This is a genomic window from Bradyrhizobium sp. JR4.3, assembly GCF_040547695.1.
Taxonomy (GTDB): Bacteria; Pseudomonadota; Alphaproteobacteria; order Rhizobiales; family Xanthobacteraceae; genus Bradyrhizobium; species Bradyrhizobium canariense.
The window spans coordinates 1-26,908 of sequence record NZ_JBEPQF010000051.1 but is presented as its reverse complement, the minus strand read 5'-3'; the positions used below and the strand labels follow the sequence as shown (position 1 = coordinate 26,908).

General features: G+C 59.6%; 18 protein-coding genes and 9 pseudogenes. 18 read left to right on the top strand and 9 right to left on the bottom strand.

Going from position 1 to position 26,908, the window contains the following annotated elements; all coding sequences use genetic code 11:
- Positions 1 to 13: 13 nt before the first annotated feature.
- Complete coding sequence (locus ABIB91_RS38770) at positions 14 to 811, bottom strand: IclR family transcriptional regulator (protein WP_354172259.1); 798 nt, start codon at positions 809 to 811, stop codon at positions 14 to 16.
- A 123-nt stretch (positions 812 to 934) separates the two neighbouring features.
- Between ABIB91_RS38770 and ABIB91_RS38765 the strand changes: the two genes are divergently transcribed.
- Genes ABIB91_RS38765 through ABIB91_RS38745 form a run of 5 tightly spaced genes read left to right on the top strand, consistent with a single transcriptional unit; the run spans position 935 to position 6,439 of the window.
- The gene (locus ABIB91_RS38765) at positions 935 to 2,560 is read left to right on the top strand and encodes an ABC transporter substrate-binding protein (protein WP_354172257.1); all 1,626 of its coding nucleotides are present in this window, start codon (positions 935 to 937) and stop codon (positions 2,558 to 2,560) included.
- A 37-nt stretch (positions 2,561 to 2,597) separates the two neighbouring features.
- Positions 2,598 to 3,614: an ABC transporter permease gene (locus tag ABIB91_RS38760; RefSeq protein WP_354172255.1), complete on the top strand. Its 1,017-nt coding sequence runs from the start codon at positions 2,598 to 2,600 to the stop codon at positions 3,612 to 3,614.
- Positions 3,614 to 4,501 carry an ABC transporter permease gene (locus ABIB91_RS38755; protein WP_354128631.1) on the top strand — a complete coding sequence of 296 codons (888 nt, stop codon included), beginning with the start codon at positions 3,614 to 3,616 and terminating at the stop codon, positions 4,499 to 4,501. Before ABIB91_RS38760 ends, ABIB91_RS38755 begins: the two co-directional genes overlap by 1 nt.
- Positions 4,498 to 5,475 carry an ABC transporter ATP-binding protein gene (locus ABIB91_RS38750; RefSeq protein WP_354172253.1) on the top strand — a complete coding sequence of 326 codons (978 nt, stop codon included), beginning with the start codon at positions 4,498 to 4,500 and terminating at the stop codon, positions 5,473 to 5,475. Before ABIB91_RS38755 ends, ABIB91_RS38750 begins: the two co-directional genes overlap by 4 nt.
- Complete coding sequence (locus ABIB91_RS38745; RefSeq protein ID WP_354172251.1) at positions 5,462 to 6,439, top strand: ABC transporter ATP-binding protein; 978 nt, start codon at positions 5,462 to 5,464, stop codon at positions 6,437 to 6,439. Before ABIB91_RS38750 ends, ABIB91_RS38745 begins: the two co-directional genes overlap by 14 nt.
- A 647-nt stretch (positions 6,440 to 7,086) precedes the next feature.
- On the opposite strand, the gene ald is transcribed toward ABIB91_RS38745, so the two are convergent.
- The 4 genes and pseudogenes from ald to ABIB91_RS38725 all read right to left on the bottom strand — a co-directional run.
- Entirely contained in the window at positions 7,087 to 8,199 is a 1,113-nt protein-coding gene (ald, locus tag ABIB91_RS38740) for an alanine dehydrogenase (protein ID WP_354128633.1), read from the bottom strand.
- A 256-nt stretch (positions 8,200 to 8,455) separates the two neighbouring features.
- Positions 8,456 to 8,941: pseudogene (locus ABIB91_RS38735) on the bottom strand (type IV secretion system protein); the annotation flags it as partial.
- A gap of 28 nt (positions 8,942 to 8,969) precedes the next feature.
- Positions 8,970 to 9,706 (bottom strand): annotated as a pseudogene (trbJ, locus tag ABIB91_RS38730) (P-type conjugative transfer protein TrbJ).
- Positions 9,703 to 10,235, bottom strand: a pseudogene (locus ABIB91_RS38725) (conjugal transfer protein TrbE); the annotation flags it as partial. The pseudogenes ABIB91_RS38725 and trbJ, both read right to left, overlap by 4 nt.
- Before the next feature lie 1,647 nt (positions 10,236 to 11,882).
- On the opposite strand from ABIB91_RS38725, the gene ABIB91_RS38720 reads away from it, so the two are divergent.
- Positions 11,883 to 12,557, top strand: a complete 675-nt coding sequence (locus ABIB91_RS38720; RefSeq protein ID WP_354172248.1) for an alpha/beta hydrolase family protein — start codon at positions 11,883 to 11,885, stop codon at positions 12,555 to 12,557.
- 10 nt (positions 12,558 to 12,567) lie between these two features.
- A complete protein-coding gene (locus tag ABIB91_RS38715) occupies positions 12,568 to 12,900 on the top strand; it encodes a hypothetical protein (RefSeq protein WP_354128635.1) in 333 nt (110 codons plus the stop codon).
- On the opposite strand, the gene ABIB91_RS41875 is transcribed toward ABIB91_RS38715, so the two are convergent.
- Both ABIB91_RS41875 and ABIB91_RS38710 read right to left on the bottom strand, forming a co-directional pair.
- Entirely contained in the window at positions 12,838 to 13,089 is a 252-nt protein-coding gene (locus ABIB91_RS41875; protein WP_502917083.1) for a hypothetical protein, read from the bottom strand. The two genes, ABIB91_RS38715 and ABIB91_RS41875, sit on opposite strands and share 63 nt — an antisense overlap.
- 267 nt (positions 13,090 to 13,356) lie before the next feature.
- The gene (locus ABIB91_RS38710) at positions 13,357 to 13,839 is read right to left on the bottom strand and encodes a hypothetical protein (protein ID WP_354172246.1); all 483 of its coding nucleotides are present in this window, start codon (positions 13,837 to 13,839) and stop codon (positions 13,357 to 13,359) included.
- A 945-nt stretch (positions 13,840 to 14,784) separates the two neighbouring features.
- Between ABIB91_RS38710 and ABIB91_RS38705 the strand changes: the two genes are divergently transcribed.
- From ABIB91_RS38705 to ABIB91_RS38680, 7 genes and pseudogenes are all read left to right on the top strand, one after another.
- Entirely contained in the window at positions 14,785 to 17,835 is a 3,051-nt protein-coding gene (locus tag ABIB91_RS38705; RefSeq protein ID WP_354172244.1) for a hypothetical protein, read from the top strand.
- Positions 17,832 to 18,287 carry a C48 family peptidase gene (locus tag ABIB91_RS38700; protein ID WP_354172242.1) on the top strand — a complete coding sequence of 152 codons (456 nt, stop codon included), beginning with the start codon at positions 17,832 to 17,834 and terminating at the stop codon, positions 18,285 to 18,287. The genes ABIB91_RS38705 and ABIB91_RS38700 overlap by 4 nt, the downstream gene beginning before the upstream one ends.
- A 259-nt stretch (positions 18,288 to 18,546) precedes the next feature.
- A complete protein-coding gene (locus ABIB91_RS38695; protein WP_354172240.1) occupies positions 18,547 to 18,969 on the top strand; it encodes a transposase in 423 nt (140 codons plus the stop codon).
- Positions 18,966 to 19,211, top strand: a pseudogene (gene tnpB, locus ABIB91_RS38690) (IS66 family insertion sequence element accessory protein TnpB); the annotation flags it as partial. The gene ABIB91_RS38695 and the pseudogene tnpB, both read left to right, overlap by 4 nt.
- Before the next feature lie 175 nt (positions 19,212 to 19,386).
- On the top strand, positions 19,387 to 19,734 hold the full coding sequence (locus ABIB91_RS41870; protein ID WP_502917085.1) for a hypothetical protein: 348 nt from the start codon (positions 19,387 to 19,389) through the stop codon (positions 19,732 to 19,734).
- A gap of 50 nt (positions 19,735 to 19,784) precedes the next feature.
- Complete coding sequence (locus ABIB91_RS41865) at positions 19,785 to 20,171, top strand: IS66 family transposase zinc-finger binding domain-containing protein (protein WP_502917082.1); 387 nt, start codon at positions 19,785 to 19,787, stop codon at positions 20,169 to 20,171.
- A gap of 496 nt (positions 20,172 to 20,667) precedes the next feature.
- Positions 20,668 to 20,841, top strand: a pseudogene (locus ABIB91_RS38680) (DNA-binding protein); the annotation flags it as partial.
- Positions 20,842 to 21,156: 315 nt separating this feature from the next.
- Here the strand turns inward: ABIB91_RS38680 and ABIB91_RS38675 are convergent.
- Positions 21,157 to 21,501 carry a hypothetical protein gene (locus ABIB91_RS38675; RefSeq protein WP_354172293.1) on the bottom strand — a complete coding sequence of 115 codons (345 nt, stop codon included), beginning with the start codon at positions 21,499 to 21,501 and terminating at the stop codon, positions 21,157 to 21,159.
- A 147-nt stretch (positions 21,502 to 21,648) separates the two neighbouring features.
- On the opposite strand from ABIB91_RS38675, the gene ABIB91_RS38670 reads away from it, so the two are divergent.
- The 3 genes and pseudogenes from ABIB91_RS38670 (at position 21,649) to ABIB91_RS38660 (ending at position 23,797) form a co-directional block, all read left to right on the top strand.
- Positions 21,649 to 22,653, top strand: a complete 1,005-nt coding sequence (locus tag ABIB91_RS38670) for a hypothetical protein (RefSeq protein ID WP_354128639.1) — start codon at positions 21,649 to 21,651, stop codon at positions 22,651 to 22,653.
- A 532-nt stretch (positions 22,654 to 23,185) separates the two neighbouring features.
- Positions 23,186 to 23,381, top strand: a pseudogene (locus ABIB91_RS38665) (hypothetical protein).
- Between the two features lie 19 nt (positions 23,382 to 23,400).
- Positions 23,401 to 23,797: pseudogene (locus ABIB91_RS38660) on the top strand (hypothetical protein).
- 424 nt (positions 23,798 to 24,221) lie between these two features.
- Here the strand turns inward: ABIB91_RS38660 and ABIB91_RS38655 are convergent.
- Positions 24,222 to 25,239 (bottom strand): annotated as a pseudogene (locus tag ABIB91_RS38655) (IS110 family RNA-guided transposase).
- A gap of 141 nt (positions 25,240 to 25,380) precedes the next feature.
- On the opposite strand from ABIB91_RS38655, the pseudogene ABIB91_RS41860 reads away from it, so the two are divergent.
- Positions 25,381 to 25,831: pseudogene (locus tag ABIB91_RS41860) on the top strand (transposase family protein); the annotation flags it as partial.
- Positions 25,832 to 26,908 lie beyond the last annotated feature (1,077 nt).

The following is a 26,908-nucleotide window of genomic DNA, read 5'->3' as shown; positions in this document are numbered from 1 at the left end:
GATAAAAAACAGATCACGCAGCAACAGGACCGCCACCACCAAGGGCGCGCTGCGCCCGCTGCAACAGAAACTGATCGCCGAAGCGGTGCGCGATGCGCTGGGCGGCGGTCGTAAGCTGCGTGATTGCGCGACTCCTCTCCTCATCGTTCACATGCGAGGCCGGATAGGAAATACAGAAGCCCACCGTCTCGCCGATTTCAGGATCGGAGACGCTCACGGATATCGAACCGACCCCGGGGATCGCCTCATCGAGGGCCTCGGCCCAGCCGAACCGGCGCGGCTGGTCCAGCGCCGCCACCAGCTCGTCGACATTTTGAGGGGCGCGCGGCGAAGGCGGAGTGAGGCCTCCAGCATGAAGGGAGCGCACCACGCTATCCGGAAGGCGCGAAAGCAGACAGCGCCCAATCGCCGTCGCAAATGCCGGGGCACGCTGCCCGAGCGGCGTGAATACGCGCAAGGCGTGAGACCCCTGATGCATCCGGATGACCAGAACATCCGCACCATCAAGGATCGAGACATAACCGGTATGCCCGGTCACTCGGGTGATTTCTCTTACGGCCTCATCGACCGCGTCAATCAGCGAGGAGCTCAGCTTGTAGAGGCGCGAAATCTCGAAAAGCAGATTTCCGACTTTGTAGCGCGGCGGATTCTCCGAGCGCGACAACAGCCCCTCCAGCAGCATCGTCTTAAGCAATCGAGATGCTGAACTTTTAGGCATATTTAACAGTTGCGAGACATCCGTCACCGAGACTTCAAGCCTGCCAGGGCCAAAAAGCCTGAGGATCTGCGCTGCATTCTCGATTGAGCCCACTTTTTAATCACCATGTTTCGTATATTGAAACTCAGTTGACAATAACAGGACGATGACAATAATGCAAGCCATCGCGCACCGGATCACCGGCAAATCTTTCGCGCAAAGCAGGAGGGAAATGAGATGACAAGCGACACGCGCCGTCGGGATTTCTTGAAATTTGCGGCGACCAGCGTCGCGGCCCTCACATGCACCGGCACAGCTCGTTTGGCTCCCGCGCAGGAAAAGCGAACGCTGACAGTTGCCTGGGATGCTGACATCGACACACTCGATCCGGCCTCCTTCAAGACGTCGGCCGGCTACACCGTGCAGGCCAACGTTTACGACAGCCCGCTGATGTGGAAGGTGCAGCCGGTCGAGGGAAAACCGGGAGTCTCGCAAGCAAAGCCTGGCGAGATCGAGGGCGGCATCGCCCAGTCCTGGTCCTTCGAAAATGGTGGCTCCACGCTCGTGCTGAACATCCGCAAAGGCGTAAAATTACCGAGCGGCCGCGATGTCAACGCCACGACCGTGAAGTATCTCCTCGACCGCGGGCTGCAGTCGCCGGGTTATATGCGCCTCCTGTTTCCGCGGCTTCTGGGGGTGACGAAGCCCGAGCAGTTCAAGGGGCGCGACGAGTTTACAATCGAGATCAACATGCCCGCGCCAAGCCCGATGGCGCTGGACATGATGGCGCTTATGAACAACGCGATGCTTGACCCGGATGAGGTCAAGGCGAACGCGACGGCGGACGATCCCTGGGCTGCCAACTGGTTGAAGCGAAACACCGCCGGCCTCGGGCCGTATCAGCTGGTGAAGAACCAGCCGGGGGTCGAGGTCGTCCTGGAAGCGCAGGCCGAGCACTGGCGTGGCCGGCCGTACTTCGATCGGGTGGTCTTCAAATATGTACCGAACGAAGCCGACCGCGTGCTGCTGCTCAAGCGCAAGGCCATCGATATGGTGGTCGGTAGATCAACTCTGTCTCCGCGCAATGTGAAGGCTCTCGAGGCGGAGCCGGGTTTGAAGACCGTTTCCGTGCCGGACACGCTGTGTCACTGGGTTTGTATGAACACGCAGAAGGCGCCGCTTGACAATGTCAAGGTACGCCAGGCGATCAATTACGCGATCCCGGTTCAGGCGATCATCCCGAGCGTGCTGTACGGTTTTGGCACCGAGATGAAGAGTCCTGTGCCGAGTTTGACGCCGGGTTACGACAGCACGATCAGTCCCTACAGGTACGACATCGCAAAGGCCAAGGAGTTGATGCGCGAGGCCGGTTTCGGCAAGGAGCCGATTCCGATCGACCTTGCGGTGCGCGCTGGATGGCAGCCGCATGAGCAGGCCTCGGTCTGGCTTCAGACCGAGCTGGAGAAGATCGGCTTCAAGGTGAGCATCGTCAAGGAAACCGAGGCCACATTCCGGCAGATCGCAACCAAAGGCGATCACCAGCTTTCGATCGAGTCGTGGCAGTCCTGGATCAACGATCCCTTCTATCATTTGTTCTTCAACTTCCACAGCACAGCAAAAGGCACCAACAGCTCATTCTATTCCAATCCGGAAGTTGACAAGCTGATTGATGAGAACATGCACGAAACCGACACCAGCAAGCGTCTGGCGGCGGCAAAACGCCTGCAGGAGATCGTCATCGGCGATGCCGTCTGGGGACATCTCTGGTACGAGAACTGGACCCGCGTCATGCGATCCGACCTCGTTGGCATTGAGAAGCGCTGGGATAGTTATGAGCGCTTTTTCAGCATGAAGCTCGCCTGAACACGTCAATCTTCGTCTCGATCGGGAGATCGCTTCAATGGGTTTTTTCAATTATGTGATGCGACGGTTTGCGCTGGCTCTGCCGACCTTGTTCGGCGTCAGCGTGATCTGCTTCACCCTCACCTACCTGCTCCCGGGCAATCCGGCCATGGTGAAGGCGGGCCCCTTTGCCACACCAGAGCATCTGGCGGTAATGGAGCACCAAATGGGCCTGGATCGTGCGTTTCCAGAGCAGTATTACCGCTACGTCTCCGGCATCTTCAAAGGCGATCTTGGTGAGAGTGCCTCCACGGGACGGCCGGTGTCTCAGGACTTCCTGCAGCGCCTGCCCGCCACTCTCGAGCTCAATCTGGCGAGCCTTCTCATCGCGATCGTGATCGGACTGCCTCTCGGGGTCTTATCTGCGGTGCATCGTGACACATTCATCGACCATATCGGACGAGTGGTCGGCATCATGGGTGTCGCGATGCCGAGCTTCCTGACGGGGCTCCTGTTCGTTTACGTCTTCTTTTACATGCTCAACTTGGCCCCCTCTCCGCTTGGACGGCTGGGATCCGGCATCGAACCACCCGCACAGATAACTGGGCTTTATGTGATCGACTCCCTGATCACCGGCAACTGGACTACCCTATGCTCAAGCCTGCATCAGCTCATGCTCCCTGCAGCTACCCTCGGGCTCAGTGCGATCGCGCCGGTCGCCCGCATGGTGAGATCCACCATGCTTGAGATCCTCGAGTCCGATTACATCAAGGCAGCCTGGGCGGCCGGATTGCCGGCGCGAACGGTGATCTACAGGGATGCCCTGCGAAATGCGCTCATACCCGTCATCACGATTTCCGGAATCGTTTTTGGATTTCTGATGGCTGGAAATGCGGTCGTTGAAAGCGTGTTCTCGTGGCCGGGTATCGGCAATTACGCGGTGACTGCATTGCTCACGAAGGACTCGGCTCCAATCCAGTCTTTCATCCTCTTCGTCGCGGTGACGTGTGTCACGGTCAATCTGGCGGTCGATATTGCGTACGGCCTCGTAGATCCCCGGATAAGGTTCAGCTGATGTCCTCACCATCGTTTGTGTCTACCTCGATTTCGCAACCAGCGGCTTCGTCTCTGACGTGGCGGCGGCTTCAGCGCAATCCCATCTCGTTTGCGGCCCTGTGTGTCATCATGCTGATCGCAGCGGCCGCGATATTGGCGCCGATCATAGCGCCCTACGCGCCCGATGCCACCGACCCTGCAGCCTCTCTGCAGCCGCCGTCCTGGCATCATGCGCTTGGCACTGACGAGTTCGGCCGCGATCAACTCTCGCGGATCATTTTTGCCGCACGTGTCGACCTGCTGGTGGCCTTTGCGGCAACCTTTGTCGCGGTTTGCATCGGAGGGCTGCTAGGAGCCGTCGTCGGATACAGCCGGGGCTGGGCTGATACGATCGCGATGCGCGTCGTCGACGCGCTGATGGCCTTCCCGGCCTTCGTGCTCGCCATGGGCATCACGGCGGGGCTTGGCAATTCCACGACGAATGTCGCCATTGCCATCTCGATCACGCAAATCCCGGCCTATCTGCGGCTGACGCGTGGGGAGATGCTTCGGCTTCGTGAGATGGAATATGCCGATGCTGCGCGCACTCTTGGTAATCCAACCTGGAGGATTGTGCTCATTCACCTGCTGCCCAACTGTCTTCCGCCGCTGATCGTCCAGGCGACCCTCTCGACGGGCTTTGCACTCCTGACGATGGCCTCCCTGTCTTTCATAGGCCTTGGAATTCAGCCGCCGCAGAGCGAATGGGGCGTGATGACGGCGGAAGGCGCCTCGCAGATCGTCACGGGCGAGTGGTGGCTATTCCTGTTTCCGGGCCTTGCGATCATGATTTCCGTTCTTGCATTCAACCTTATTGGCGATGGATTGCGTGATCTTCTGGACCCACGCATGAGGGGACTGCGATGACCGAACTTCTTGAAATCTCTGATCTGACGGTTCATTTCCAGATCGACCAGGGCGCAATTAAAGCTGTCGATCACATCAACCTGACGATTCGCCGAGGCGAGGTTCTCGGATTGGTTGGCGAGTCGGGCTCGGGCAAGTCGGTCACGTCTTTCGCCGTGCTGCGTCTGATCCGTCCGCCGGGACGTGTGGTCTCAGGAAAGGTCCACTTTGAGGGCGTTGATCTCGGCACGCTTCCTGAGGAAGAGATGCGGCGGATGCGCGGCGCCAAGATCGCGATGATATCGCAAACGCCGCGAACCGCGCTCAATCCGCTACTGACTGTAGGAAAGCAGATTTCACGCTTGCTGATGGTCCACGCAGGCTTGTCGGCACGCGAGGCGGACAAGAGGATGCTGGAAATGCTGCGCCTTGTCCACATCCCGGCGCCGGAAAAGCGAGCCCAGCAATATCCGCATCAGCTTTCGGGGGGAATGTGTCAACGCATCATGATCGCGATGGCGCTTGCCACCTCACCTCAGCTCCTGCTCGCGGACGAGCCAACGACCGGGCTCGACGTTTCGATCGCGGCCAAGATTCTCGATCTGCTGCGCGAATTGAGCGCGAAAACAGGTGCTGCGATCATGCTCGTCACGCACGATCTCGGCGTCGTTGCCGAGATCTGCGACCGCGTTGCCGTTATGCATGCAGGCCAGGTGGTTGAATGCGCTCCCGTACGGGAGCTGTTCCATAATCCCGCCCACCCCTATACCAAGGCGCTCGTCCGGTCGATACCGCGGGTAGATCGGGACGTCGTTCTGGAGCCCATACCCGGCTCGGTCCCTTCGCTGGTCAACCCGCCGAGCGGGTGCCGTTATGCAGGACGCTGTGAGTGGGTGATGGATCGCTGTCGCGCTTCGCGCCCTGCGTTGATCGAGGCCGGTCCCGGCCATGTTGTTGCATGTTATGGATTCGAGGAACGCCGTGGCACTTGTTGAAATTCGTGATCTGCAAATGCACTTTCCGCTCGGCGGGATGGCCAGCACACTCGCGCGCCTGCGCGGTCAGAAGCAGCCCGTGGTGCGGGCGGTCGATTCCGTCTCCTTCGACATCGAGGCCGGCGAAACCGTTGGCCTAGTCGGCGAGTCCGGGTGTGGAAAATCGACCGTTGCGCGTTGCCTGGTCCGGCTGCTTGATCCGACGGCAGGATCCGTCCGCTATGATGGCAAGGAGATAGCGACTCTTGATGCGCATGCCATGAAGCCTTTGCGCCGCGACATCCAGATGGTGTTTCAGGATCCGACTGCCTCGCTCAATCCCAGGCTGTCGGTGAGACGGATGGTCGAGGAGGCGCTCACGCTTCACACCAAGCTTCAGGCAAAGGAGCGGCGAGAGCGCGTTGAGGACCTGATGCAGGAGGTCGGACTAGGCCGCGACCAGTTGGACCGATACCCGCACGAGCTTTCGGGCGGTCAACGCCAGCGGGTCAACATAGCCCGGGCGATTGCAACGAATCCCCGGTTCGTTGTTCTCGATGAGCCAACCTCCGCGCTGGACGTATCGCTACGCTCGCGCGCGATTCTCTTATTGGAGAAGCTGCGCGAGCAGCTCGGTCTGTCCTATCTTTTCATTTCACACGATTTGGCCACAGTGAAGTACCTCGCGAGCCGCGTTGCAGTGATGTATCTCGGCAGCATTGTGGAAATGTCGAGCACAAAGGATCTATTTGCAAACCCGCTGCATCCCTACTCGCGAGCTTTGCTGGCAGCAGTTCCGATTCCGGATCCCGACGCAAAGCGCGAGGATTTCGCTTTATCGGGAGAAATTCCAAGCCCTATCGATATCGCGCCCGGATGCAGGCTGAGGGGGCGTTGTCCATTGGCCAAGCCTGTCTGCGGGCAAAGACGCCCCCCTCTGAAGGAGATTGCGCCCGGCCGGTCCGTCGCGTGTCACCTGGTCTGAGAATGTCTTCTCCTTATCCTCGCGCCGCGTTACTGAGGAGCTGCAATTCGAGATGGCTACTGTCCGGTTTGTCTTGGCGGTGTTCAAGCCGGGTGTCGGCGCGGAGCGCTTCGAACGCGCAGTGGATTGTGTGATTGCTTAGAAGGTTTGAAGTCCATCGTAAGCTATCGCACGCACAGCATCACCGAATCTGGTCTCTCGGGCGGGACATGGGACGATATCGAGCGCATCGAGGGGCTGATCGCACGGACTACGAAGCTGACCGCCGCCGCCAACAACAACAAATTTCCACGAGAAGTATCTCGACAAGTCCAAGACTGCATCGGTCTGATCGGAAGGTATCGAGCCATGAAGCTGGTAGCGAGCTTGGTCTGGATGTCTCTTGCGCGTCGACTCCTCCCGCGCCGCCCGCCGCACAATGATTGAGATGAGCTCGTTTCACAGCTCACAGAGCGCTTCGCAGTTCTCCGACTTGTTCGCACCGCGGCTTGGAGCAGCTTAACGAAGAAGCTCAACTGGGCGCGGTCAAGATATCGAACTCTCGCAAGTCGCCAACGAAGCGTGCGGTGCCCTCACCTCAAAAAAAACGGGCCACTCCGAGGAGTGGCCCAAGTCAGGGAGGAAACGTCCCATAGGGACCTCTGGGATCAGGCCGCAGCCTGTTCGATCGGAGAAAATGGCAAGCCAAGGCTCTCGGCTACGGCCTTGGACGTGAGCCGGCCACGATAGACATTAAGGCCTGCCCGCAGATGCGGATTTTCGAGCACCGCCGCAAAACCCTTGTTGGCGAGAGCCAACCCAAAGGGTAGCGTGGCATTGTTCAATGCCTGACTCGAAGTGAGCGGGACGGCTCCGGGCATATTGGCGACACAGTAATGAATGACGCCATCGACCTCGTAAGTGGGATCGGCGTGCGTGGTCGGGCGTGATGTCTCGAAACAGCCACCTTGATCGATGGCGACGTCAACGATCACGGACCCCTTGCGCATCGAGCCTAGCATGCTGCGGCTGACAAGTTTCGGCGCGCTCGCACCGGGGACGAGGACCGCGCCGATGACTACGTCGGCTGCAAAGACCTCCTCTTCGACAGCATCGATCGTCGAAAATCTGGTACGAATGCGACTTTCGAACAGTTCATCTAGTTCGCGAAGACGAGGGATCGAGCGGTCTAGGATTGTGACCTCAGCGCTTAAGCCCGCCGCCATTCGTGCCGCATGAGTCCCAACAACGCCGCCTCCAATCACGACGATGCGAGCCGGCTGCACGCCAGGAACGCCGCCAATCAACAGTCCCCGTCCGCCAGTATAGCGCTTGAGGGCGCTGCCTGCCGCTTCGACCGCAAGCCTTCCCGCCACCTCGCTCATCGGCGCAAGCAGCGGAAGGCCACCAAGCGCATCCGTTACGGTCTCATAGGCGATGGCAGAGCATCCCGATTTCAGGAGCCCTTTCGCTTGTTCCGGGTCTGGTGCCAGATGCAGGTAGGTGAAAAGGATCTGATCCTCGCGCAGCTGTGTCCACTCGGAAGGCTGCGGCTCCTTCACCTTTACGATCATCTCGCTTGCCGCAAATACCTCACGAGCTGAGCTCACAATCGTTGCGCCCACCTTGCGATAATTGTCATCCGTCGCGCCGATGCCGGCACCCGCACTGGTCTCGACCAGTACACTGTGACCGGCAGCTACATATTCGCGGGCGGCGCCAGGGGTCAGACCCACGCGGTATTCGTGCGCCTTGATTTCCTTTGGAACACCGACCTTCATGTGCAATCTCCTGATTTTCAAGCCCCTCATTTAACCCAAGGGGCAGTTTGTTTTTCTGCAAACTCGCGAAGCTGGAACGAAAACTTGCAGAACTTTAAGCACTTTTGACGCTGCTACGCAGGATTTCAACGAAATGGGTGCGAGCGCTCGCATCAGTAGGACTGCCTCCCCAATCAAATTAAGATTGTTCTGCGCTAGTGATATCTGCTGATGTGGTCTTCATCCTCCGGCTTACGCAGCAACGATTGCACGCCGTCCCGGCGACGGGGAGGCCAGTTCCGCACAACGCCCGCGGCGAGCTGCGGCGCCCCTGACATCAGACCGGTTGCGATGCCGGGCCCGAAGAATGCCAAGGCCGAGCATGGCGAGCGCTGCGAGCACGACCGTGAGCACCTGCTCGATCGTCGGCTGGCCGCCCCCATAAGCGGTGGTGAACTGAGATAACAGCCCGGTGCCAATGCCGACGATGACAGCGAGCACCATCACCTTCACGTCGGAGGCGACGACGTTGCCCAGCACCTTCTCCGCGAGGAAGACGGTCTTGCTGAAGAGGGCGGAGGGAATGAGGATGAAGCCAGCGTGGTCAGCTTGAATTCGATCAGCGTGACGAACAGCTGCACCGCCGGAATGAAGAAGGCGATCAGCACCAGGAGCCAGACACCATCAAGACGGCTATCTGGACGAAGTTCGCAAAGAAGCTGGTGAAGCCCATCATCTGGCTTGCTGCGTCAAGGAGTGGCTGCACATCCGAGCGCTCCATGATCTGTGCCTCAGTTGCCGCTGAACATGGTGACGTTGCCGGGCTGGTAGCCGCTGCGCGTCGCGAAGAGCTTGCACTATTGCAGGCCCTGCGACTCGGTCGCCGTCACGCGCGCCTGCTCCAGCGCGTCCGCTCGTCCCTTCGCGGCGAGAAAAGCAACGACATCGGACAACTGCTGGGATTGCAGGACGAGGAGCTGGTTACCGGCCTGAGCGGCCTGCCGCGCCGCTGGCGGACTGCCTGGCGGTGACCAGCGACGTCATCGCGCCGGAGTTGGTCTGGATATTGCCGACGACGCCGGGCTGCACCTTCAGCGATCCTCGAAAGCGGCCACCGAGTTCTGCCAACGGGTTTGAGCAGCAGTGAACAGCGTGGCATTGGAGCCCGTGACTGGCGCCGTGCGGTAGCTGCTGGAATAGACAGTTTGAATACCCTGAACGTTGAGAGCGCGCGCCTGACTCAGAAGCGGTTGGGTCCGAGCGATCGTCGATTGAAGCTGCGCGAGTGTCGACATCGGCAGGTTCGCCAGATTCTTCGACTGGTTCACTAGGCTTTGGGCCTGGTTGTTCAGCATTTGGATTTGATTGTTGATCTGCTGCAGCTCGCGCGCCGCCGTCAGCACGTTCTGGCTGAAGTTCGTCGGGTCGTAGACGATCCACTGCGCGCCGTCAAAAACGGCGAGATCGACAAGGTGAGCGACAGGGCGCTCGCGGCCATTAAGCCACGGCGCGTCTTGCGGACGATCATGATTGCACCTCCAGGTTTGTCAGTTCAGGGATGAGATCGGCAGCCCAAAGGAGCGCGTGATCGGCGAGCCAGGCCGGCGTAAAATTCTCGCGGCCGTGCTCGGCGAGCAGCCGGCGGCATGGTCGCCCTTTGCGGATGCTGCGCAGAATACAAGCGCGATCGGCCCGAGACCCAGTTCGAACAGCCGGTTGCCGCGTCGCGATTGGCAGTAGTAGTAGTCCGCTGCGGCGTCGCGCGCGCGATAATCTCGATTTAGCGATCATTCAGACCGAACCGCCGATAGATCGCGGTGATCTGCGGTTCGATCGCGCGCTCGTTCCGCACGAAGACGCGCGTCGGACAGCTCTCGACGATCGCCGGCGCGATGTTGCTGCCGTCGATGTCGGAGAGCTGTTGCATGGCGAAGACGACAGACGCATTCTTCTCCCGAAGCGTCTTCAGCCATTTCCCGAAGCTGCTGGCCGAAGGCCGGATCGTCGAGGACGAGCCAACGCTCGTCGATGATGAGGAGCGTCGGCCGGTCGTCGAGCCACACACAGCCTCGGCGCGCGGCTCGCTCTCGGGGCGGTGTCCCGCCTCAATCGCAAGGCGCGCTCGGTCTGCCTCACCGCGGCGGCGTCAACCGCGAGTGCCTGACCACCCAATACGCTGTGGCGGCGAAGAATAGCGAGCACATCTCGCTTCTCGCCTCTCACAAGGTGCTCAAGCTCGCGTTTCCAATTGGCGATCCCCTCTCCAATCTGCTCCACGACGTTCACACGCCTTCCAGATCGCGCTGGGAGCCGAAGGGCCTCCGCCGCCCGCGCGGCCGCAAGTTGTTCTGCCCTGGCAGATCGCCGTTAGCGAGCCGCTAGGCGATTACGGACACCTTCAATATCTGCCGCCTCTTAGCCCGGAAATATGGCCGCGCGTTGCCGACTTTATAAAGCGCGCTTTCCTTGAGCAGGGGCAGATCTGGCCGACCGGTTAGCCAATCGCCTCGCTTCCCACGCGGCCGCCAGCGTAGTTCGAGACGGCGGCCGAAGCAGCGGCTGAAGTTAGACGGTCCGTTGAAGCCGCAGACAAAGACGATGTCACTTCTACGGCTCCCGCGTTCCGCGAGGAGATCGATGACCGTGCGAGGCGCAGCTCGCAGAGGGGGCGGTAAAGCTCGCGCGGGGTAGGTAGGGAGGATACGCGCAGAGATCCTTTCCTAGACAGACCAAACTGTCGCGATTGAGCCGCTTCTCACGCTCGGAACCGATTTCGATTGGCCCTCACTTAGATGGTAGGGCCGTGCTCTTGCAGTTATTGTCATTTGCATTCTGATATGACCGCAGCTTTACCTTGCTTGGACAGTCTCAGTATCGGGCGCTAAAACGGCGGCCCAAGCACATCATGACAGCGCGGTTAGCGCGGCGTCTAAGGTGAGTGTGCAGCCTCAAATAACTGTCACAAACATGCCATCGTCACCATGAAAACGATAATCGCTCCTTTTCTGCTTCTCGCTTCAATGATGCTGACGGCTCGCGCCGACGCGCAGGTCGCTAGCTCGGCTAAAGGCAGGTCACGATGTCGATGAACAACGTGAAGATCATAAACGATCATAGCCTACAATCCCTATTGGCGTCCCCAGTGCCTCTTCGATCCCAAGAACTAAGACGCGTTTAATTGGATAGAAGCGGCAGTGGTTTGATGCACAACAATCCCACTCGCGGCCCGTCCTCACGCTCGTTCATCGTTGAGCACACTTAGGCGGTGATCGAGCGTGATCTTCGCCTCGTACTTCTGGCCGATCGAGGGAATGATCACGACTGGCATCGTTGCCCTCCGAAGGCGAAGGCCACACAGCGCGCGTCCCGCTCGGCCGGATCGAACTTCCCGACCGGGACCGGACCGCCGGCGTCAGGGTTTCGGCGGGATTAGCGAAATCGGGCGGCGGAACGAGAATGCTCCCGTCGTGGAGCGTCAGGAGCACGCCTGCCGGAAGCACGCGTAACGCGCCGAACCGAGCGCGTATACTTGAGGGGTGCACAGCGCTGATCTCGCGCCGCGATCTATGGGTCGCAGGCGTAGCCCGGCGTGGAGCGAGCGAAAATCTGGGATTTCGCTCCGCGGCACCCCGCTTGATGAGTAGCCCTCGACAATCGCGGCCGACTCGCTACGCTGTTCGAAGCGGCGCGGAGACTCATCCGGAATGGCGCGAGTGATTTCCTGGCGACGATACGTGGATGGAGTCGAGCACGCCGCCGCGGCTGAAGTGGCCGCAACCAAGTTTTCGGCCGCCCCTTCGGTCGGCTTCGATCTACTCGAGGCCGATGGGCGACCTGACGATCTTTCCGCCTTGTTGCGCCACGCGGGCGCAGCCATCGAAAGCCCAGAGCGCTATTTCGCGCCCGACACGCCGGTCGAATTCACGCAAGACCGCGACAGCATCACGTTCAAAAGCCCTATCGCGAGCGGAGCTGCCAATGATGTCGCGCGAGCTCGGCTGTACGAAGCACGCCACCGCGAGCGCGCCGTCATCCTGTTGCATCACTGGAACGCCGAGGCCGAGGCGTACCACGCGTTCGCTCGCCTGCTCGCGGCATCCGGCATCGCTTGTCTGCGGCTGAGTCTTCCCTACCATCATGAGCGCAAAACTCCCGGCGTCGGCTTTGCCCGTGAGCTGGTCTGCGAGAATCTCGGGCTCACGATCCGAAGCAACCGGCAAGCAATCCTCGACGCGCGCACCTGCCTCGCCTGGCTCGAGCGGCAAGGATTCCGCCGGCTCGGCATCATTGGGGTGAGCGTCGGATCCTCGATCGGCTCAATCGTCGCAGCGCTGGACTCCCGCGTGTCCGCCGCTGTCCTAATTCTGATGGCTGATTGATTTCGCCGAGGTGGTCTGGACCGGCTCGGCCACCGCCCACGTGAGGTCGAGCCTCGAACGACGCTTTGCATTTGAGGAGGTACAGGCCGCGTGGGCGGTCATCAACCCGGCGACCTACGCACAACGGCTCAGCCGACGGCTCAATCACGCATTGATCATATCGGGCCGGCGCGACGCGGTGTTTATTCCGCAATCGACCCGCCGCTACGTGGACAGGCTGTCGACGCACGGGCTGACCCCCGCGTGGATCCGCTTCGGCTGCGGACACTATACGCTGCGGCTATTCCCATATTCGGTGCTGACCGTCATGAATACCATCAGCTTTCTGCGGCGACAGCTCTAACCCGCGCGTGAGGTAGCTTCCGTCCGCCGACTCGATCTCCCGAAATCCGTTCAGAAGATCGAACCATGCGATCTGCGCATAACCAGCTGACTTTAAAACGTCCGGCAAGACCCTGGATAGGGGCGCTGCGGTCACCTCGCCCGGAACGATCTCGTGCGTCTGAAGGTCGCGGGTATTGCCCGAGAGCACGAATTGGCTACGCAAAGGCAGAAAGCGTAGCAAATCGCGGAGCCATCTGGCTCTTTCCACCGAACTATCGTGCACCGAAAAGGCCCCCTTCGTACCCGCATCACACGACTATAAGCTATCTCACTCGCCAATTTCGAGAGTATTTCCCAAGAGTTCATAGGGAAATGGGGCGACGGCAAGAACTGGAAGGGCGATCAATCGAGATCAGAAGGCGCATGCAGAACATCGGGGCACCATTCATCCCAGTGATCTGCGCGACCGAACGTTTCAACGTCGTATGGGATGCAATCGCAATCTCTCGAGACCGCCTTGCGTCGGCAGGGACGAACAGGCGCCGCCCATTGTGCTGCGATGGGCGATGTTCAATGACGAATTGTGCCCAGCGGTGCGCGTGCGCATCAAGTTCGAGGCGAGCCAACTCACACTGCTGCGTCCCAAAACCGCAGACCTCGAGCTGGCGCCTTGGAGAGGCATCCATGCCAATATCAACTCTGACTTTCCGCGCTGATTCAGTTCACGATTAGTGCGATCCTTGACCCGAGCGGAGACCAGCAATTCGAACCCGGCCGCGTGCAGCGCGCCGACCAGCGCCGTCTGGGCCAACGCCTCGGCGTGGTAGAGTTTGCTTTCCGGACCGTCCATCGGCCGCCGGTTCGAGCGCGGGCGGTGCCATCTTTTCGTCGACAAGGAAACCGTAATTCCTCGCCGAAAGACCTGCGGCGAGAGCAATCTCCCGTGAGGTGAAAACATCGTCACCTCCTCAGCTGAGCAGCCCGCTTTCGATAGGCAAAATAATGGGTCACGTAACCCGCGCTGTGCGCGAGATCCTCGGCTGCTACTTTCGAAAGGCGCTGCGCAACATCTCGGACGGGGAGCAAGAAAATGTTGCTTTGACCCACGCTCTGCGTCTGGTCAGGATGGTGCATCACCGCTGGATAGGCTCTTCGGATTCGCATCTCCTTCCCGGAGAGCAGGACGTGCGGCAGCCGAAGGTCCGCCACTCGATATTCCCCGGGCATTTTTGCCTCACCACAATCCACCAGAATTGCAACCCGCGGTGATCCGGGTTTTCCTATGAATCCAGGAAAAACGCCCTTCGTCAGCTACTCGTCAGCCAGCCTGTCTATCCAGACAGGCTGCGCACTATCGACTTGATTGGAGGTGGAATATGACGGGCATTGGCCGACCTGGCAAATCGCACGTTGGGCCCGCAGGAGCCAACAGCACATCGGGATCGAGCAGTTCGAGCCCGGAGCCCGGTCCCGCCCCCGGGGAAGGCAGGCAATCTTTCGACTCCGTCGTTGAGCGGATGCGCTCCGGGCCTCGAGATAGAACGGCGCCGCTCTCACGCCTCGTTCTGTAGGTCCTTGATGAGCGACGCAGTTGGCGGCCGTCCGTTGCACTCGGTTCCGGAGTCGGAGCACGTGTCGGCGCAGATGGCTCGGCTGGGGATGTAGTGGTGACGCCATCAAGCAGACCGTTATCACCGAGAGGAACTTTTCGATGAGCTCGAAACTGGCGCGGGCTCCCTCGAACAGATCGACAACGGGGTCCGTTGAAATTCGAGCGGGAGCGTCGTGACCCCGACTTCCTTTCGCTTGGCAGCTGAACCGTCAAATGCCGGCGATGTGTCGGCTCAATTCCAGGCGCATACGATCAGCGCTCCCGGCCCTTCATCATCGAAAGTGAGTACAGATGAACTTCGTCTCAATGAATCGGGGGCGTCAACAAACGGATAGCGTGGACGCGCAAGATGCCTCTCCGGCCGACTCGTCGGCAGAGGCGGCGGCCTTTCAGCAGCAGCTGAGCGAGGTCGCTGTCCCGTCCTCTCCCGTGCTCATGCAGGCCCGCGCCCATCAAGCGGATGCATCGCGATCTGAGGCGCGGCCCATCATGCGGGCGAGCGGGCAACCATATACGCCGGCTCCGCACGGTGAAGGTGGTGGAACGATGCTGAATGCGTCGGCGCTGCCGCTCGGCCATGCAAATTTGGTTTTCGCAGGTAGCAGCATGGATCCTGTTTATTCCGAAGATGCGTCTCTTATTGAGGGGCTCGGGCCGGCACTCCTCAAGGCTGGGGCCTCCGATCGCACCGTCAGGCGCAATGTACGTTGTCTTCTCGGATTGGGACATTGGCTCGTAAAGAACGGAAAGCCGGGCATTGCTGCCCGGCTTTCCGAAGAGTCGCTGGACAAGGATGCCCAGGAGTTCGGCAAGCAGGAGGGGCAGGCCATCGCTACGCCACTGGATCATCTTCGAGCCTCCCAATCGCCGGGCGGCATCGCGCCGATTGCAAGCCGGGTTGAGCTGAATCCCCATCCCCAAGATGCGGATCTCATCAAGAGGTACAAGGAAGATGCAGCGTCAGGCACCGCCAACACCGTCAGGGGCTATGCAACTCTTCTTATCGATTTCAGTGATTACCTCCGTGAAAGCGATAAGCCCGGCATTGCTGCTCGACTTGGCGACGGCTCGCTGGATGATGATGTCAGCCAGTATAAGGAGGCGGACCCCCGTGGCCGCAGAAAAGCCGGGGCCGCACTGGCTCATCTCCTGAGGTCGCCGGCGGGTGCTAGAGCGATCGAACTCCGGCGTCATATTCGCCCCGTTCCTGATCTCGAAGACGCGGTTCGCGCCGAGCCGAGGCGGACTGCGACTGCGCAGCACAGCGGGTCGAACGGAGCTATCAGCTGGCCGGAGACTCTGCCTGCGAACCAGCAGGATCTGCTTTTGGAGACGATGGACGGACCCAGCTGCTCGCCTCTCGAGACAATCGCGCACCATCAACAAGCAGCGGATGCCGGAGGGTCTTTTCGTGACTTGAACTTGCCCCGCGACGACCATGGGGTTCCACCGCCGCATGGCTTGGCATTGCATCCCGCAGAGTCCCTGAACTGGCGCCACCATGACGACGAACTGACGGATAAACGTCACAGGAACCCGCTCGGGCCAGGCGAGCAGGTTCTCGTCAACGATGAGCATGATATAGGGGAGTTGAGATCAGCGAAGAGGCAGAAGACGCTAAGCAATCCGCAGGGCGTCGCCGTTGAGCGGCAGCTGATGGAGACGCCATCCCATCAACTGGCGGCGTCACCATCGCAGATGCAGGCTCTGATGCCGTCGCCGGACGAGCTGATCGGCGAGCAGCTCCCGGGCGAAGACGCGGAGCTCTTGGCGAGGTTTCGTTTAAACGCCGAGCGGCGCAAGCTCACCCCAGGCGCCATCAAGAACAGTGTTTCCGGACTTGGGACATTTGTTCGCTGGGTCAACGCAAGTATTAGGGGGCCTGTAGCATCTCGGCTGCGAAAAGGCGCAACGCTGGATGCGGAAATTGCGGCGTACCGGAGCTTGGGCCGTGACCCCAAGCACAGCATTACATCGGCTCTGGATGTTCTCCGGCGGCTCTTGCGTGGGGGTGAAGAAGCCGAAGCTCCCGAACCCCGCGTCCTCGGGGCCCCACGTCGCCTGGTTCCTCATCCAGAAGATGCGCCCCTCATCGAGGGCGCGCTGAGCCAAGCTCTGAAAAATCTTAAAACTGCGAAGGATAAGGGGTCTGCGCAAAAGCGGGCGACACGTCTTCGCGCACTGAGTGCGTGGCTTAAAGGGAATCGCAAAGGGAGCATCATCGGGCGACTTAACGGCTCTAGCCAGGAGCAGTTAACGTTCGACAACGATGTGCTAGCGTTCCAACGGACTGCAGGCAGAATACACGGTCCCGATTTGTCGCATCTTCGCAGCTACTTAAAACTCATCGAGGCGAACCGAGAGCTGGGGCTGGCAGGCCCTGAGCAGCCGAGCTCGCCGGCCGCGCAGGGCGATCGGCATCCCGGCTCGGCGCAGGATCTTCCCTCAACGCCGGCAAGCCCAAGCGCGGGAGCTTGGGTTTGGTTGGGTGAACAGCTGCAAGAACCAGCATCACCATCCAGGCCCCCGTCACATACTAAGGGCAGGCTTGAGCCATCTGTTGATCTGAATGCGCCGACACCGTCCGAATTGCGCGACGATGCTCACTTTGCGCCGGCGCATCCTGCCAGGGCTCGCTCAGAGACCTACGCTGGTCTTGAGCCATTTGTTGATCTGGATGCGCCGACACCGTCCGAATTGCGCGACGACGCTCACTTTGCGCCGGCGTATCCCGCCAGGGCTCGCTCAGACACCTACGCTGGTCTTGAGCCATTTGTTGATCTGGATGCGCCGACACCGTCCGAATTGCGCGACGACGCTCACTTTGCGCCGGTGCATCCTGCCAGGGCTCGCTCAGACACCTACGGCGGTCTTGAGCCGTTTGTTGATCTGAATGCGCCGACACCGTCCGAATTGCGCGACGACGCTCACTTTGCGCCGGCGTATCCCGCCAGGGCTCGCTCAGACACCTACGGCGGTCTTGAGCCGTTTGTTGATCTGAATGCGCCGACACCGTCCGAATTGCGCGACGATGCTCACTTTGCGCCGGCGCCCGCTGCCAGGGCTGGCTCAGACACCTACCGCGGTTTTCCATTGGTTGATCTGACTGCACCCACGCCGTCCGAATCACGCGACGATGCTAATTCTGTACGGCCGTTTCCGAGCACCTCCGCTAATGCTCAGATCAGGGCTTTAGATCCGACAGTGTCGTCTCACGGCCGCGGGCTGGTGCTCGATGACACGGAATGGCTGGGCGACCAGCATATCGACAGGGATTACGGCTCCAGGAGAAGGACTTGCAGAGGTACCATCCAAATCTCGCCGCCCGGACGCGGTTCGTGAATCCCCTCATAGTCCTAAATTATCTGCGCTCTGACCACGATGGCGTCGTGCTAACCGGATTCCAGCGCATCATCTATGATGATAATGGTAATGATACAGCCGACTTCCTGTTCCTGCCCGTGATTAATGCCGATCCTGAAAATCCTAATAGCCGCGGCAACCATTGGTCGCTGCTGTTCGTTGATCGCAGCGACCGGGACCGGCCGGTCGCCTATCACTACGATTCCTACGGGGGACTCAACAAAAAGCAAGCAGAACATCTCGCAGGTAGGCTGGACCTCCGCTTGAAGCCTGCCCGCATGGCCCAGCAGCAGAACGGTTATGATTGCGGCGTCTTCGTGGTGGACGGTACGCGTGAGCTGGTTAGGCGATTGGCGCAAGTAGGGCAGACAGTCCACCTGGACCGGTTCGTCGTCGATCGGCAGGCACTGCAAAACCGTCTCAGAGGCTGATGTCGGCTTGTGCGGATAGAGTTGGCTGGAGCGGCTCTCGCCCGACACCAGTCGGACTGTGTGCGGTGACCTGAGCTATGCGGGAAACTGGGGGGCGCCCCAAAGGCGCGTATCAACAGTGGAGGAAGATTCCACCAGAGAGTTGTCGATTGATCTGGTAGCTGACGAGCGGTTTGGAGGTAAGCGCGAAGCCGGTACCCTGGCTTCAAGGTTAGATTAAATGTGCGAAGAAGGCCTCCGGCTTGGACGGAGGTTTTGGATGGGATTGGACGGCAAAAAGGACGTCCATTTGGACGGCTCGTCGGTCGGGGCGGTCAGTCGGCTTGAAGTGCTTGAAGGACCGTCTCGGCCTCGTGTGCGTTCGGAGGCTGAAAGGGCGCGGATCGCCGCCGGGAGTCTGCTGCCCGGCGCTCAGGTGTCGGAGGTGGCGCGCAAGCACGGGGCAACGCGCTGGCAGGTTTACGATTGGCGGCGGCGCCTTCGACAGCGCGGCGAATTGGCTCCGCGGGAATATCCGGGAGCGAGCTTCGCGCCGCTGGTGGTGGAGGAGCCGGCAGAGGAGCCTCACGTTCTGGCGGCCAAGCTGGAAATTACGATCGGCGACGTCGTGGTACGGACGGACGCGGCGATAGATGGGGAGCAGCTATCTCGGGTGATCCGCGCGGTGCGGGCGTCACGATGATCGCCTCCGGCGCCGAGCTGAAGATTTATATCGCAACGCGGCCTGTCGACTTCCGCTGTGGCCACGATGGGCTTGCTGCGAAGGTGCAGGAGATGCTTGGTCTCGACCCGTTCAGCGGCGCGGCCTTCGTGTTCCGGTCCAAACGGGCGGAGCGGATCAAGATTCTGGTCTGGGATCGAACGGGCCTGGTGCTGGTGCACAAACGCCTCGAGGGCTGCAAGTTCGTATGGCCAAAGATTGCGGACGGCGTGATGCGGAATCGCCGGCGATGTTCGCGGCGTTGTTCGAAGGCCTGGATTGGAGGTTGGTCCGCCCGGAGGAAGCGCGGCGTCCACAGGCTGCTGGATAATTGCGGCAGAATGACTCGGAGCCGAGTTACGCATGGTGCCGGCGGCGGAGATGCGCTGGACATTGCGCATGAGCACCGCGACGCTGCGCGACGAGAACGAACGCCTGAAGGCGCTTTTGGCGCAAACCCAAGCGGCGTTGAGCGAGCATCAGGCGGCGTTGGCGACGTCGGAAGAAGCACGGCCGTCGGTTGGAGGTCATTCTCGGCGAACTACGCCGGGAGAAGTTCGCGCGAAGTCCGAGAAGCTGCGGCCAGATCAATATCATTTGCCGCTCGAAAACGTGGAGATCGCGCAAGGCGTCCTGGATGCGGCGCAGGAGAAGGCGGCGGCGATCATCAGGGGCCGATCGCGCGCCGGATCGGATCAAGACCGTCATCGCAATCGGGGTTGCTTGCCTGCTCATTGCCTCGGGTGAAGCGGATCATCGAGCCTGCGAGCACGCTCTGTCCGTGCGGCTGCGGCGCCATGACGAAGACCGGCGAGGACATCAGCAAACGCCTCGACGTGATCCCGGCGCAATGGCGGGTGTTGGTCACGCGCCGCCCGAAATACGTCTGCCGTCGCTGCTCGGGCGCTGTCGTGCAGGCACACGCGCCGGAGCATGTCCTGCCTGGTGGGCTGCCGACCGAAGCGGCCATTGCGCACGTGATCGTCTCCAAGTTCGGCGACCATAGCCGTTTTACCGTCAGGCTGGGATCTATGCGCGACAAGCCGCGCATTAAACTCCCGCCTGTCGGATGCCTCGGACGTCGCTGCGCAGTCGACGAAGCTGTTGGCCAATGCAGTCTCAAGACAAGCCTCTGTACTCGCCTATATCGACGGATTTCTGGCCGCCGCCACGGTCCTAAATAAAGCTGCCGATCGAAACAAATTCAAGACCCGCGTTTGTTCCCCGCGCGGCCGCCCCTCTCCTCAAAACGACGCACCAAATTATTTGAGACGACACACGCGTCGTTTTCTGGCCCGAATACGGCCTGTCGAGTTGCTTCGAGCGCTACCATTTAGCGAGCCTCGCTTTCCGAGATACCCCGGTCCAATCCATCATTGGGCCAAGTCGGCCCGATGATCGCACTCGGATCATCACGTCGCGCGCATCCGCTTTGTCCGATCTTCAGTTGCGAACAAAAGGTGACGTCGGCGTTCGGCCTGTTTTTCCCTCAACAACGTTTTTGTGGATTGAATTTTCGTGCTCTGTATCCAACGGGGCTCATTCAATTCCGGACCTCCGTCGCGGACAGGACGAGTGAGACCTCTGAACGCAATCGTTCGCCTTTTCGGAAATGTCTGGACAAAAAAGGAAGACAGACATGTCCGACCCGATATTCCTGACGCTTAGCGAAGTCGTCGAATCGAACGTTACCGCAGCCAGATCAGCGAAGGCACGCTTCGCAACTGGCGTTCGATGAGGATCGGACCGTCGTTCATCAAGATCGGCAAGGCCGTTCTCTATCCGCTAAAGGAACGCGATCGCTGGGATGGCAGAAACCTGGTCGTTTGCCGACCTTCACGATCGCTTCGTTTGAAGGACGTGGAGTGCCGCGTGCCGGATCCAGCAGTCGGCGATGAGCGTGATGATCTAGTCGAGATGGATATCGATTCGGAATCCGTGCTACAATGTGATTGCGCGGGCGCGTAACAGTCGCTGCATGACACTTCGGGTCCATCACGATCTGTAACGAGGAACTAACCCCAATTACATACCCCTTCCGAACTTGGAAAATCGCTAGACGCTTGTCGCTAAATAGGATTTTTCCTTCGAGTACGTTGGTGCACAACCACCCCACTATCCCCTCGTCGATCACGCTGGATCACGCTCGATGCTGGCCTCGTTTGCGCGCTAATGTCGGCTACCAACAAGGCGCATCGTGAGAAAACTGGCGTAGACGATCCCAGCCGGATCGCGATGCGCAACATTCGCCGCAACGCTAGCTCCGGCAACGAAGCCTTCGGAGAAAAACGCACATGAGATGCGTTCGGCATCGCGCGCCGAGCGGAACTCACGCCCATCCAGACTGTCGAACAGTCGTTCCGAGGAAGAGAAGCGAAAGCTTCGTTTGTCCCAGCGTCGCTTTGCGCCACTAAGAACAATAGTTAATTCGCGGCGGTCGATGCCGCGCAGCTTTGTCGTTATTGTTGCAAACTCCCAGATCTCTGCCCAACCAACCTGGCGCAGCCCCCTCATAAGTGCAACGCGGACGGCCGCGATCCTGCTTTTTTTCCTTCTTTGCAGCCGACCGGGTTAGTTAGGTGCCCCAGCGCTGGCTGAGGTTTTGAAAAGGGGCTATGCTCGGGCCGGTGACCGCACACATAAGCTCGGAGGATCATCAACATGGGTGCTGTGATGGGCGACATCATACATCTGAATCATGTGGTGAACATGCATGCAGATCCTGGGCACGATGGATTTCTCGTTTTTAGGCGCGAAGACACGAGAAAGCGAATCAACATCACGACCGAGAGATACCGCCTCAAGGATCATCACTGGCTCGAGATACTGAATTTGACGAGTCCGGCAGGAGCGAGAAGCCTGCGTAACTTGAAGGCAGAGATCGATGACGATGGCGATATCCGGATTCTGACATTCGAGGCTCAGGACGTCGCGTATTACGGGACCCAAATGTCGTTTGCCGGAGGCACGATTCTTTTCGACAAGCCCGACACGGCCGAACCACCTGCCGATTTGATCGCATATCAGGGATGTATGGAAGATATCAGGAAGCGCCGCAGCTTCATAAGTCGACTTGTGTCCCTCGCGACCAGCGAGGAAGCCACCAGGGCTGCCAACTGCGGAATAGAAGTCTCGTTGTTCGATTTCTCAGGTCGAGAAATAGCTGAATCGATCGCTATTCATTACCGCAAGGTTTTTGAGCTGATGATCTATGCGTGCTGGACCGCCTTTGAACCTCGTATGAGCATCTCTTATGAGACGAAACAGATCAAGGGTATCCAGAACAGTTTGAAGGCCAGGTTTCCCGGAGTTCACGCATTTATGGTTCCGATCTATGCGAATAGCTTCGAGCCAATCTCGCCGGAGAAAAGGCCGGGGTTTGATTTCGACGAGCTGGTTGAGGCGTACAATTTCTGTAGTGAGATCGTACACGAAAATGGACCCTATCGGCCGCGCTTCGATGTTAAATCGGCATGGCAGAAATTTATCGAATGGAATTCCAGGCTCTCAACTATCCTTGCGCTCCACCGAATTCAGATAAGCGATTCCGAATTCGTGTATTGCCGGTGTCGCGCCGAGGGGAACGTGTTTGTCTGGATAGATGGCGGCGAGCCGCAAAGAATGCCCGCGGGCGCGTTTGATGCTGCAACACGCGAATTCCTGTAGCGTGCTGCCGCGGCTTCGCCTGGGCCTATTCGCGCATCAATGTCACATCACGACCGGACGACCCAGTAGAAATCCAGTGGGGGAGCTCTACTCAAGCCCGAAGGCGTGCCCGACGTGCGGCAAGCCAATGACGGCCCACCCCGGCGATGTCGCGGAAGAGCGCCAGGGCTACGTCTGCCGCGACTGCGAAAACAATCCTCTGCCATCGCCGATCGTACGCGGCTGGATCGAGAATTCGCCCAAATCGCCCGAGAACAGAGGGAATCTTGATCCCGCGCTTCAGGGAGCCGACGCCGCAAGGATACGGCCAGCAAACGTATCAAACCGTCCTCAACCACCGAAATACGCCTGTTGCGCTCCATAAATGTCCGATCGGCGCCCGCCGCCACTAACTTAAGGCCTCGGCTAGGGACACGCATTTTCGGGCTATCGTCAAGTCCAAGCGGAAGTGTAGAGTTCGGGAGTTATCAACACTGTTGAATTCGAAGCCCGCAGTGATTGCTTTACGATCATTTTTCTTTTGGGGTCTCCCATGTTCGATCCTGCTACGACTGCGCTTCTGCGCGCCGTCCTGAACGAGGTCTGCGAAAAGTTTTCCCGGACTGAAACCGGTGCCCGTACGCACGTGGCCTCAAAGATCCCAAACCGCTACCAGAGGCGAGACATCCCCGGACAGCGTGATACAGGTCGGCCGCGAGCTGTCCGAAGCGCCGACGATGTCGCGCTAGGTCTCGAGGGGGCCTAAGGGTGAATTTCCAGGTCACGGTGCTGAAGATACTGGTCAGCTATCCGGACGGGTTCGCCGTGATGGCCGACCTGAAGCGCGACATGGCGATTCTTGCGACCAGCGGACGCGACTGGACCGAGCGAACCAAGCGCTTGGGCGCACGCGTACCGGATCTGGACATCTTCTCGCAAGCGCTCGTCGAGCGTCTGAACGGCGGCTGGCGCATCACCGAAAAGGGGCGTGCGGTGCTCGAGTTTATGGAAGCTCGTCCGTGTGATCTGGAGCCTGTTGCCGAAGAAGCTCCGTTTCAGTCCCGCAGTGCCGTCGCTGCGCCTCCCGGCGCAACGGGGATGGCGGCGCGAACGCCGGCAGCGCTGGTGGGGCTCCCGGGAACGAGTTCGAACGAACGCGTCCTGAGAATACCTCTGCAGTCCACGAAGATTAATTCAGGCTGGTCGACCTTCAGAGCGCGCTCAGATCGTCCGGTATTCCGCCCTCATCAAGGCCGCGCTGGTCCATGTCCAGTTTGAGACCATCCACCCGTTGTGTTTCGGCATGGAATAAGGGCTCTGACTCATATGTGGAACGGCCCGGGCTGCAAGATCTTTCTCTGGTTGAACAAGGGATGACGGTGCGGTCATATGTTCGGCCTGTGAACGCGGCGCCTGGCCGCTGGCCACGATGATATCCGCGGAAGCAATCGCCCAATCAATTTCTCGCGCTCGAAGCGCAGTGAGTCAAGCGGTCTGATTGCTACCGGGAATGACGTCATTCGGGGTTCATCCAGATTTGCACCTTGCCTCCTCGGCAGCTTTCTTCTTTCGCCGGAGAGCTCTTGAGATTAGGATTTCAGCATTGCGGCCGGAGCCTGATAGATGCCGCCTCTGACCAGCAAGGCCAGATCGTGCGCGCAATCTTATTGGCGAGCGCGACCGATACGACCTTGACCGGCCGTCTTTGCAGCATGGTCCGAATCCAGAGTGGGACTTTCAAGCCTCGTTTAGCAAGCTTGATGATAGAGGTCGCACCAACGATCAGGAGCGTCCGTAGTTGCCGATTTCCACGCTTTGATATCGCGCCGAGCCTTTCTTTCCCGCCGCTCGACTGTGCCCTCGGTGTGAGCCCCGTCCAAGCCGCAAAATCTCGTGCAGTCGCAAAATCGCGAGCATCCACGACGGATGTCCGAACGGTAGCGGCGATGAGAGGACCGACACCCGGAATGCTCATCAGACGCCTTGCATCAGGGTCCTTTCTGACGGCAACCAAAATCTCTCTGTCGAGCTTCTCTATGCGGGTTGTAAGCAGCTCAATCTGTTCAGCGAATAGGATCAGGGCAAAGCGGGCGGCGCCGGGAATCCTATTGTCTTTTTCGTCCCGGAGAAGCACCTGCTTGCCATGCCTGTGCCGGCGATAATGCCCAATTCGGCCATGAGAGCACGCAGGGCATTTGCAGTCTGGCTGCGCTGCTTCATCAGCATCTCTCGCGTTCGCAAAATCATGCTGGCTGCTTGTTGTTCGGCAGTTTTCACGGGCACGAACCGCATTGTCGGGCGGTTGACCGCCTCACAAATGGCTTCAGCATCCGCCGCGTCGGTCTTGTTTCGTTTGACGTAAGGCTTCACGTAGGCTGGCGGCATCATGCGGACAGAGTGGCCCAACGCCGCTATCTCGCGTGCCCAGTGATGGGCACTCGCACAGGCCTCCATACCTACCACGCAAGCTGGAAGGCTCCGAAAGAAGGGCAGAACCTGCGATCGCCGCAATGTGCGACGAACCAAGACTTTCCCGTTTTCGGCGATGCCGTGAACTTGAAAGATCGACTTGGCCAAATCCAAACCCACTGTGATAATCTTCTCCATGGAACGGTCCTTCCTTTGTGGCGCCTCTCTACGCGACCACGTTAGGCACTTTTGATGCCGGTCCGAAGGGCCGTTCCACACCATCACTTTTGATGAAGTTCAAGCGCCGGCTCGTGTTGGTTTCACAAAGGAATCAATATGATGCAGCGAGCCCTACGTCCGTCGGCTCTGGTCCCTCACGGGTTTGACGTGGAAAGCGCCTTTTTGTGATGGCGCTACGACCGTGATCACCGTGCGTCCCACGAGCGGGACGAGTCTCTGTCCCGGATGCGGGACCAGTTCTGGGCGGATCCATAGCCGATATCAGCGGCGCCTAACCGATCTGCCGCTAGCGGGGCGGCAGGTTCGCTTAGTGGTCGTGGCGCGCCGCTTCCGCTGCGTTACTGCTCTCTGCGGTCGGCGTATTTTCACCGAGCGCTTCGATGACGGCGCTCTAGCACCGTGGGCGCGGCGAACGACCCGGCTCGATCTGATCGTCCATCACCTTGGCCTCGCCTTAGGTGGCCGCCCGGCGGCGAATTTTGCCCGTCGACTTATGCTGCCCGTGAGCAACGACACGTTGCTTCGGGTGGTTAGAAGGCGCGCGTGTCCAGCTTCATCGCGAATTGCTACCCTCACCGGTATCCACGCAGTGTCAATTGGAAGAGGCTTGGAAACGCCGAAGATTGAGAACGTCGCGTTCACCGCGAGGGACCAATCGACGAGCCTAGTAATAATGCAGCCCGGAGTGTCAACGCCTGATGCGATCGCCACGTTTGCGGTACGCAAAACGCCGACGATAGATGAGGCGGTTCGGTGTCCCCGATGCTCAATTAAGGACGTGGCGTCTCTGTAAAGTCTGTTCCATAAATTGCCCACGTCGTCATGGCTCTTACAAAGGTGAGCCAATTCCGCCTGCGCGGCCCGTATTGATGCTGAATCGGCGTCTGTGCCATGAATGGAAACGATGCGAAGGCGCGAGCAAACCGATTGCATGGGCAGCGTTGCAGCTTTGAGCTTGTCGCTCAATTTCGTTGCTAGCTCGCCCAACCCTTCGTTTCGGTCTTCCCCTAATTGTTTGATACCGCGTGCCAGCTCGAGGCTAGTGCTTCGGCTGCTGTCTGACGAAATGACCAGAATTCCATGGCCTATGGTCCCGCCGTGAAGAGCCCCAGCAAGTTTTAGCAAAGGCTCCCACAGACGAGCGCCGGAGTGCAGGCCGCGCTTGATTTGAACCTCAGCAACGGAGCCGTCTCTATAGCGAAGATTGAGGTCGTCGCCAGCTCCGCCGGTTTCGGCGCGAATAGATGCCGGGACGTCGTCTGCTATATCCTCCAACCACCCAAGTGGACGCCCCCGCGCGACGTGGATTGCGGCAATCGCTGTGACGGCCGCTTGGAAATTAATACCCGATGCCGTTGCGCGCTACCTGCGGCAGGCCCTCGCTTCGTGGCCCGCGACGCTGTCTTCTTCGTCTTTGAGCCGTTCTTGCTCGGGCTTCATTGCTTATCTGGCCGCCTCTATGCGGATTCCGGGGATTGCGGCCAGGGATTCCGCTTGAACGCGACCATGCATTCCGATCGAAGGCGGCCACCTGTTCCGACGAAGGCGGCCGGAGTGTCGTTGCCGGCATGAGGAGTTGGGTCAGGTTTTCTTGGCTGCGTCAAGATTGGCGCGCTGCGCAGTGATC

What these genes read in the sequence shown, in the direction of transcription:
- ABIB91_RS38765 (WP_354172257.1), top strand. Translation starts at nt 935, where the DNA reads ATGACAAGCGACACGCGCCGTCGGGATTTCTTGAAATTTGCGGCGACC.
- ABIB91_RS38750 (WP_354172253.1), top strand. Translation starts at nt 4,498, where the DNA reads ATGACCGAACTTCTTGAAATCTCTGATCTGACGGTTCATTTCCAGATC.
- ABIB91_RS38760 (WP_354172255.1), top strand. Translation starts at nt 2,598, where the DNA reads ATGGGTTTTTTCAATTATGTGATGCGACGGTTTGCGCTGGCTCTGCCG.
- ald (WP_354128633.1), bottom strand. Translation starts at nt 8,199, where the DNA reads ATGAAGGTCGGTGTTCCAAAGGAAATCAAGGCGCACGAATACCGCGTG.
- ABIB91_RS38710 (WP_354172246.1), bottom strand. Translation starts at nt 13,839, where the DNA reads ATGTTTTCACCTCACGGGAGATTGCTCTCGCCGCAGGTCTTTCGGCGA.
- ABIB91_RS38675 (WP_354172293.1), bottom strand. Translation starts at nt 21,501, where the DNA reads ATGAGGGGGCTGCGCCAGGTTGGTTGGGCAGAGATCTGGGAGTTTGCA.
- ABIB91_RS38720 (WP_354172248.1), top strand. Translation starts at nt 11,883, where the DNA reads ATGGCGCGAGTGATTTCCTGGCGACGATACGTGGATGGAGTCGAGCAC.
- ABIB91_RS38695 (WP_354172240.1), top strand. Translation starts at nt 18,547, where the DNA reads ATGGGATTGGACGGCAAAAAGGACGTCCATTTGGACGGCTCGTCGGTC.
- ABIB91_RS38670 (WP_354128639.1), top strand. Translation starts at nt 21,649, where the DNA reads ATGGGTGCTGTGATGGGCGACATCATACATCTGAATCATGTGGTGAAC.
- ABIB91_RS41865 (WP_502917082.1), top strand. Translation starts at nt 19,785, where the DNA reads ATGACGAAGACCGGCGAGGACATCAGCAAACGCCTCGACGTGATCCCG.
- ABIB91_RS38755 (WP_354128631.1), top strand. Translation starts at nt 3,614, where the DNA reads ATGTCCTCACCATCGTTTGTGTCTACCTCGATTTCGCAACCAGCGGCT.
- ABIB91_RS41870 (WP_502917085.1), top strand. Translation starts at nt 19,387, where the DNA reads ATGAGCACCGCGACGCTGCGCGACGAGAACGAACGCCTGAAGGCGCTT.
- ABIB91_RS38705 (WP_354172244.1), top strand. Translation starts at nt 14,785, where the DNA reads ATGAACTTCGTCTCAATGAATCGGGGGCGTCAACAAACGGATAGCGTG.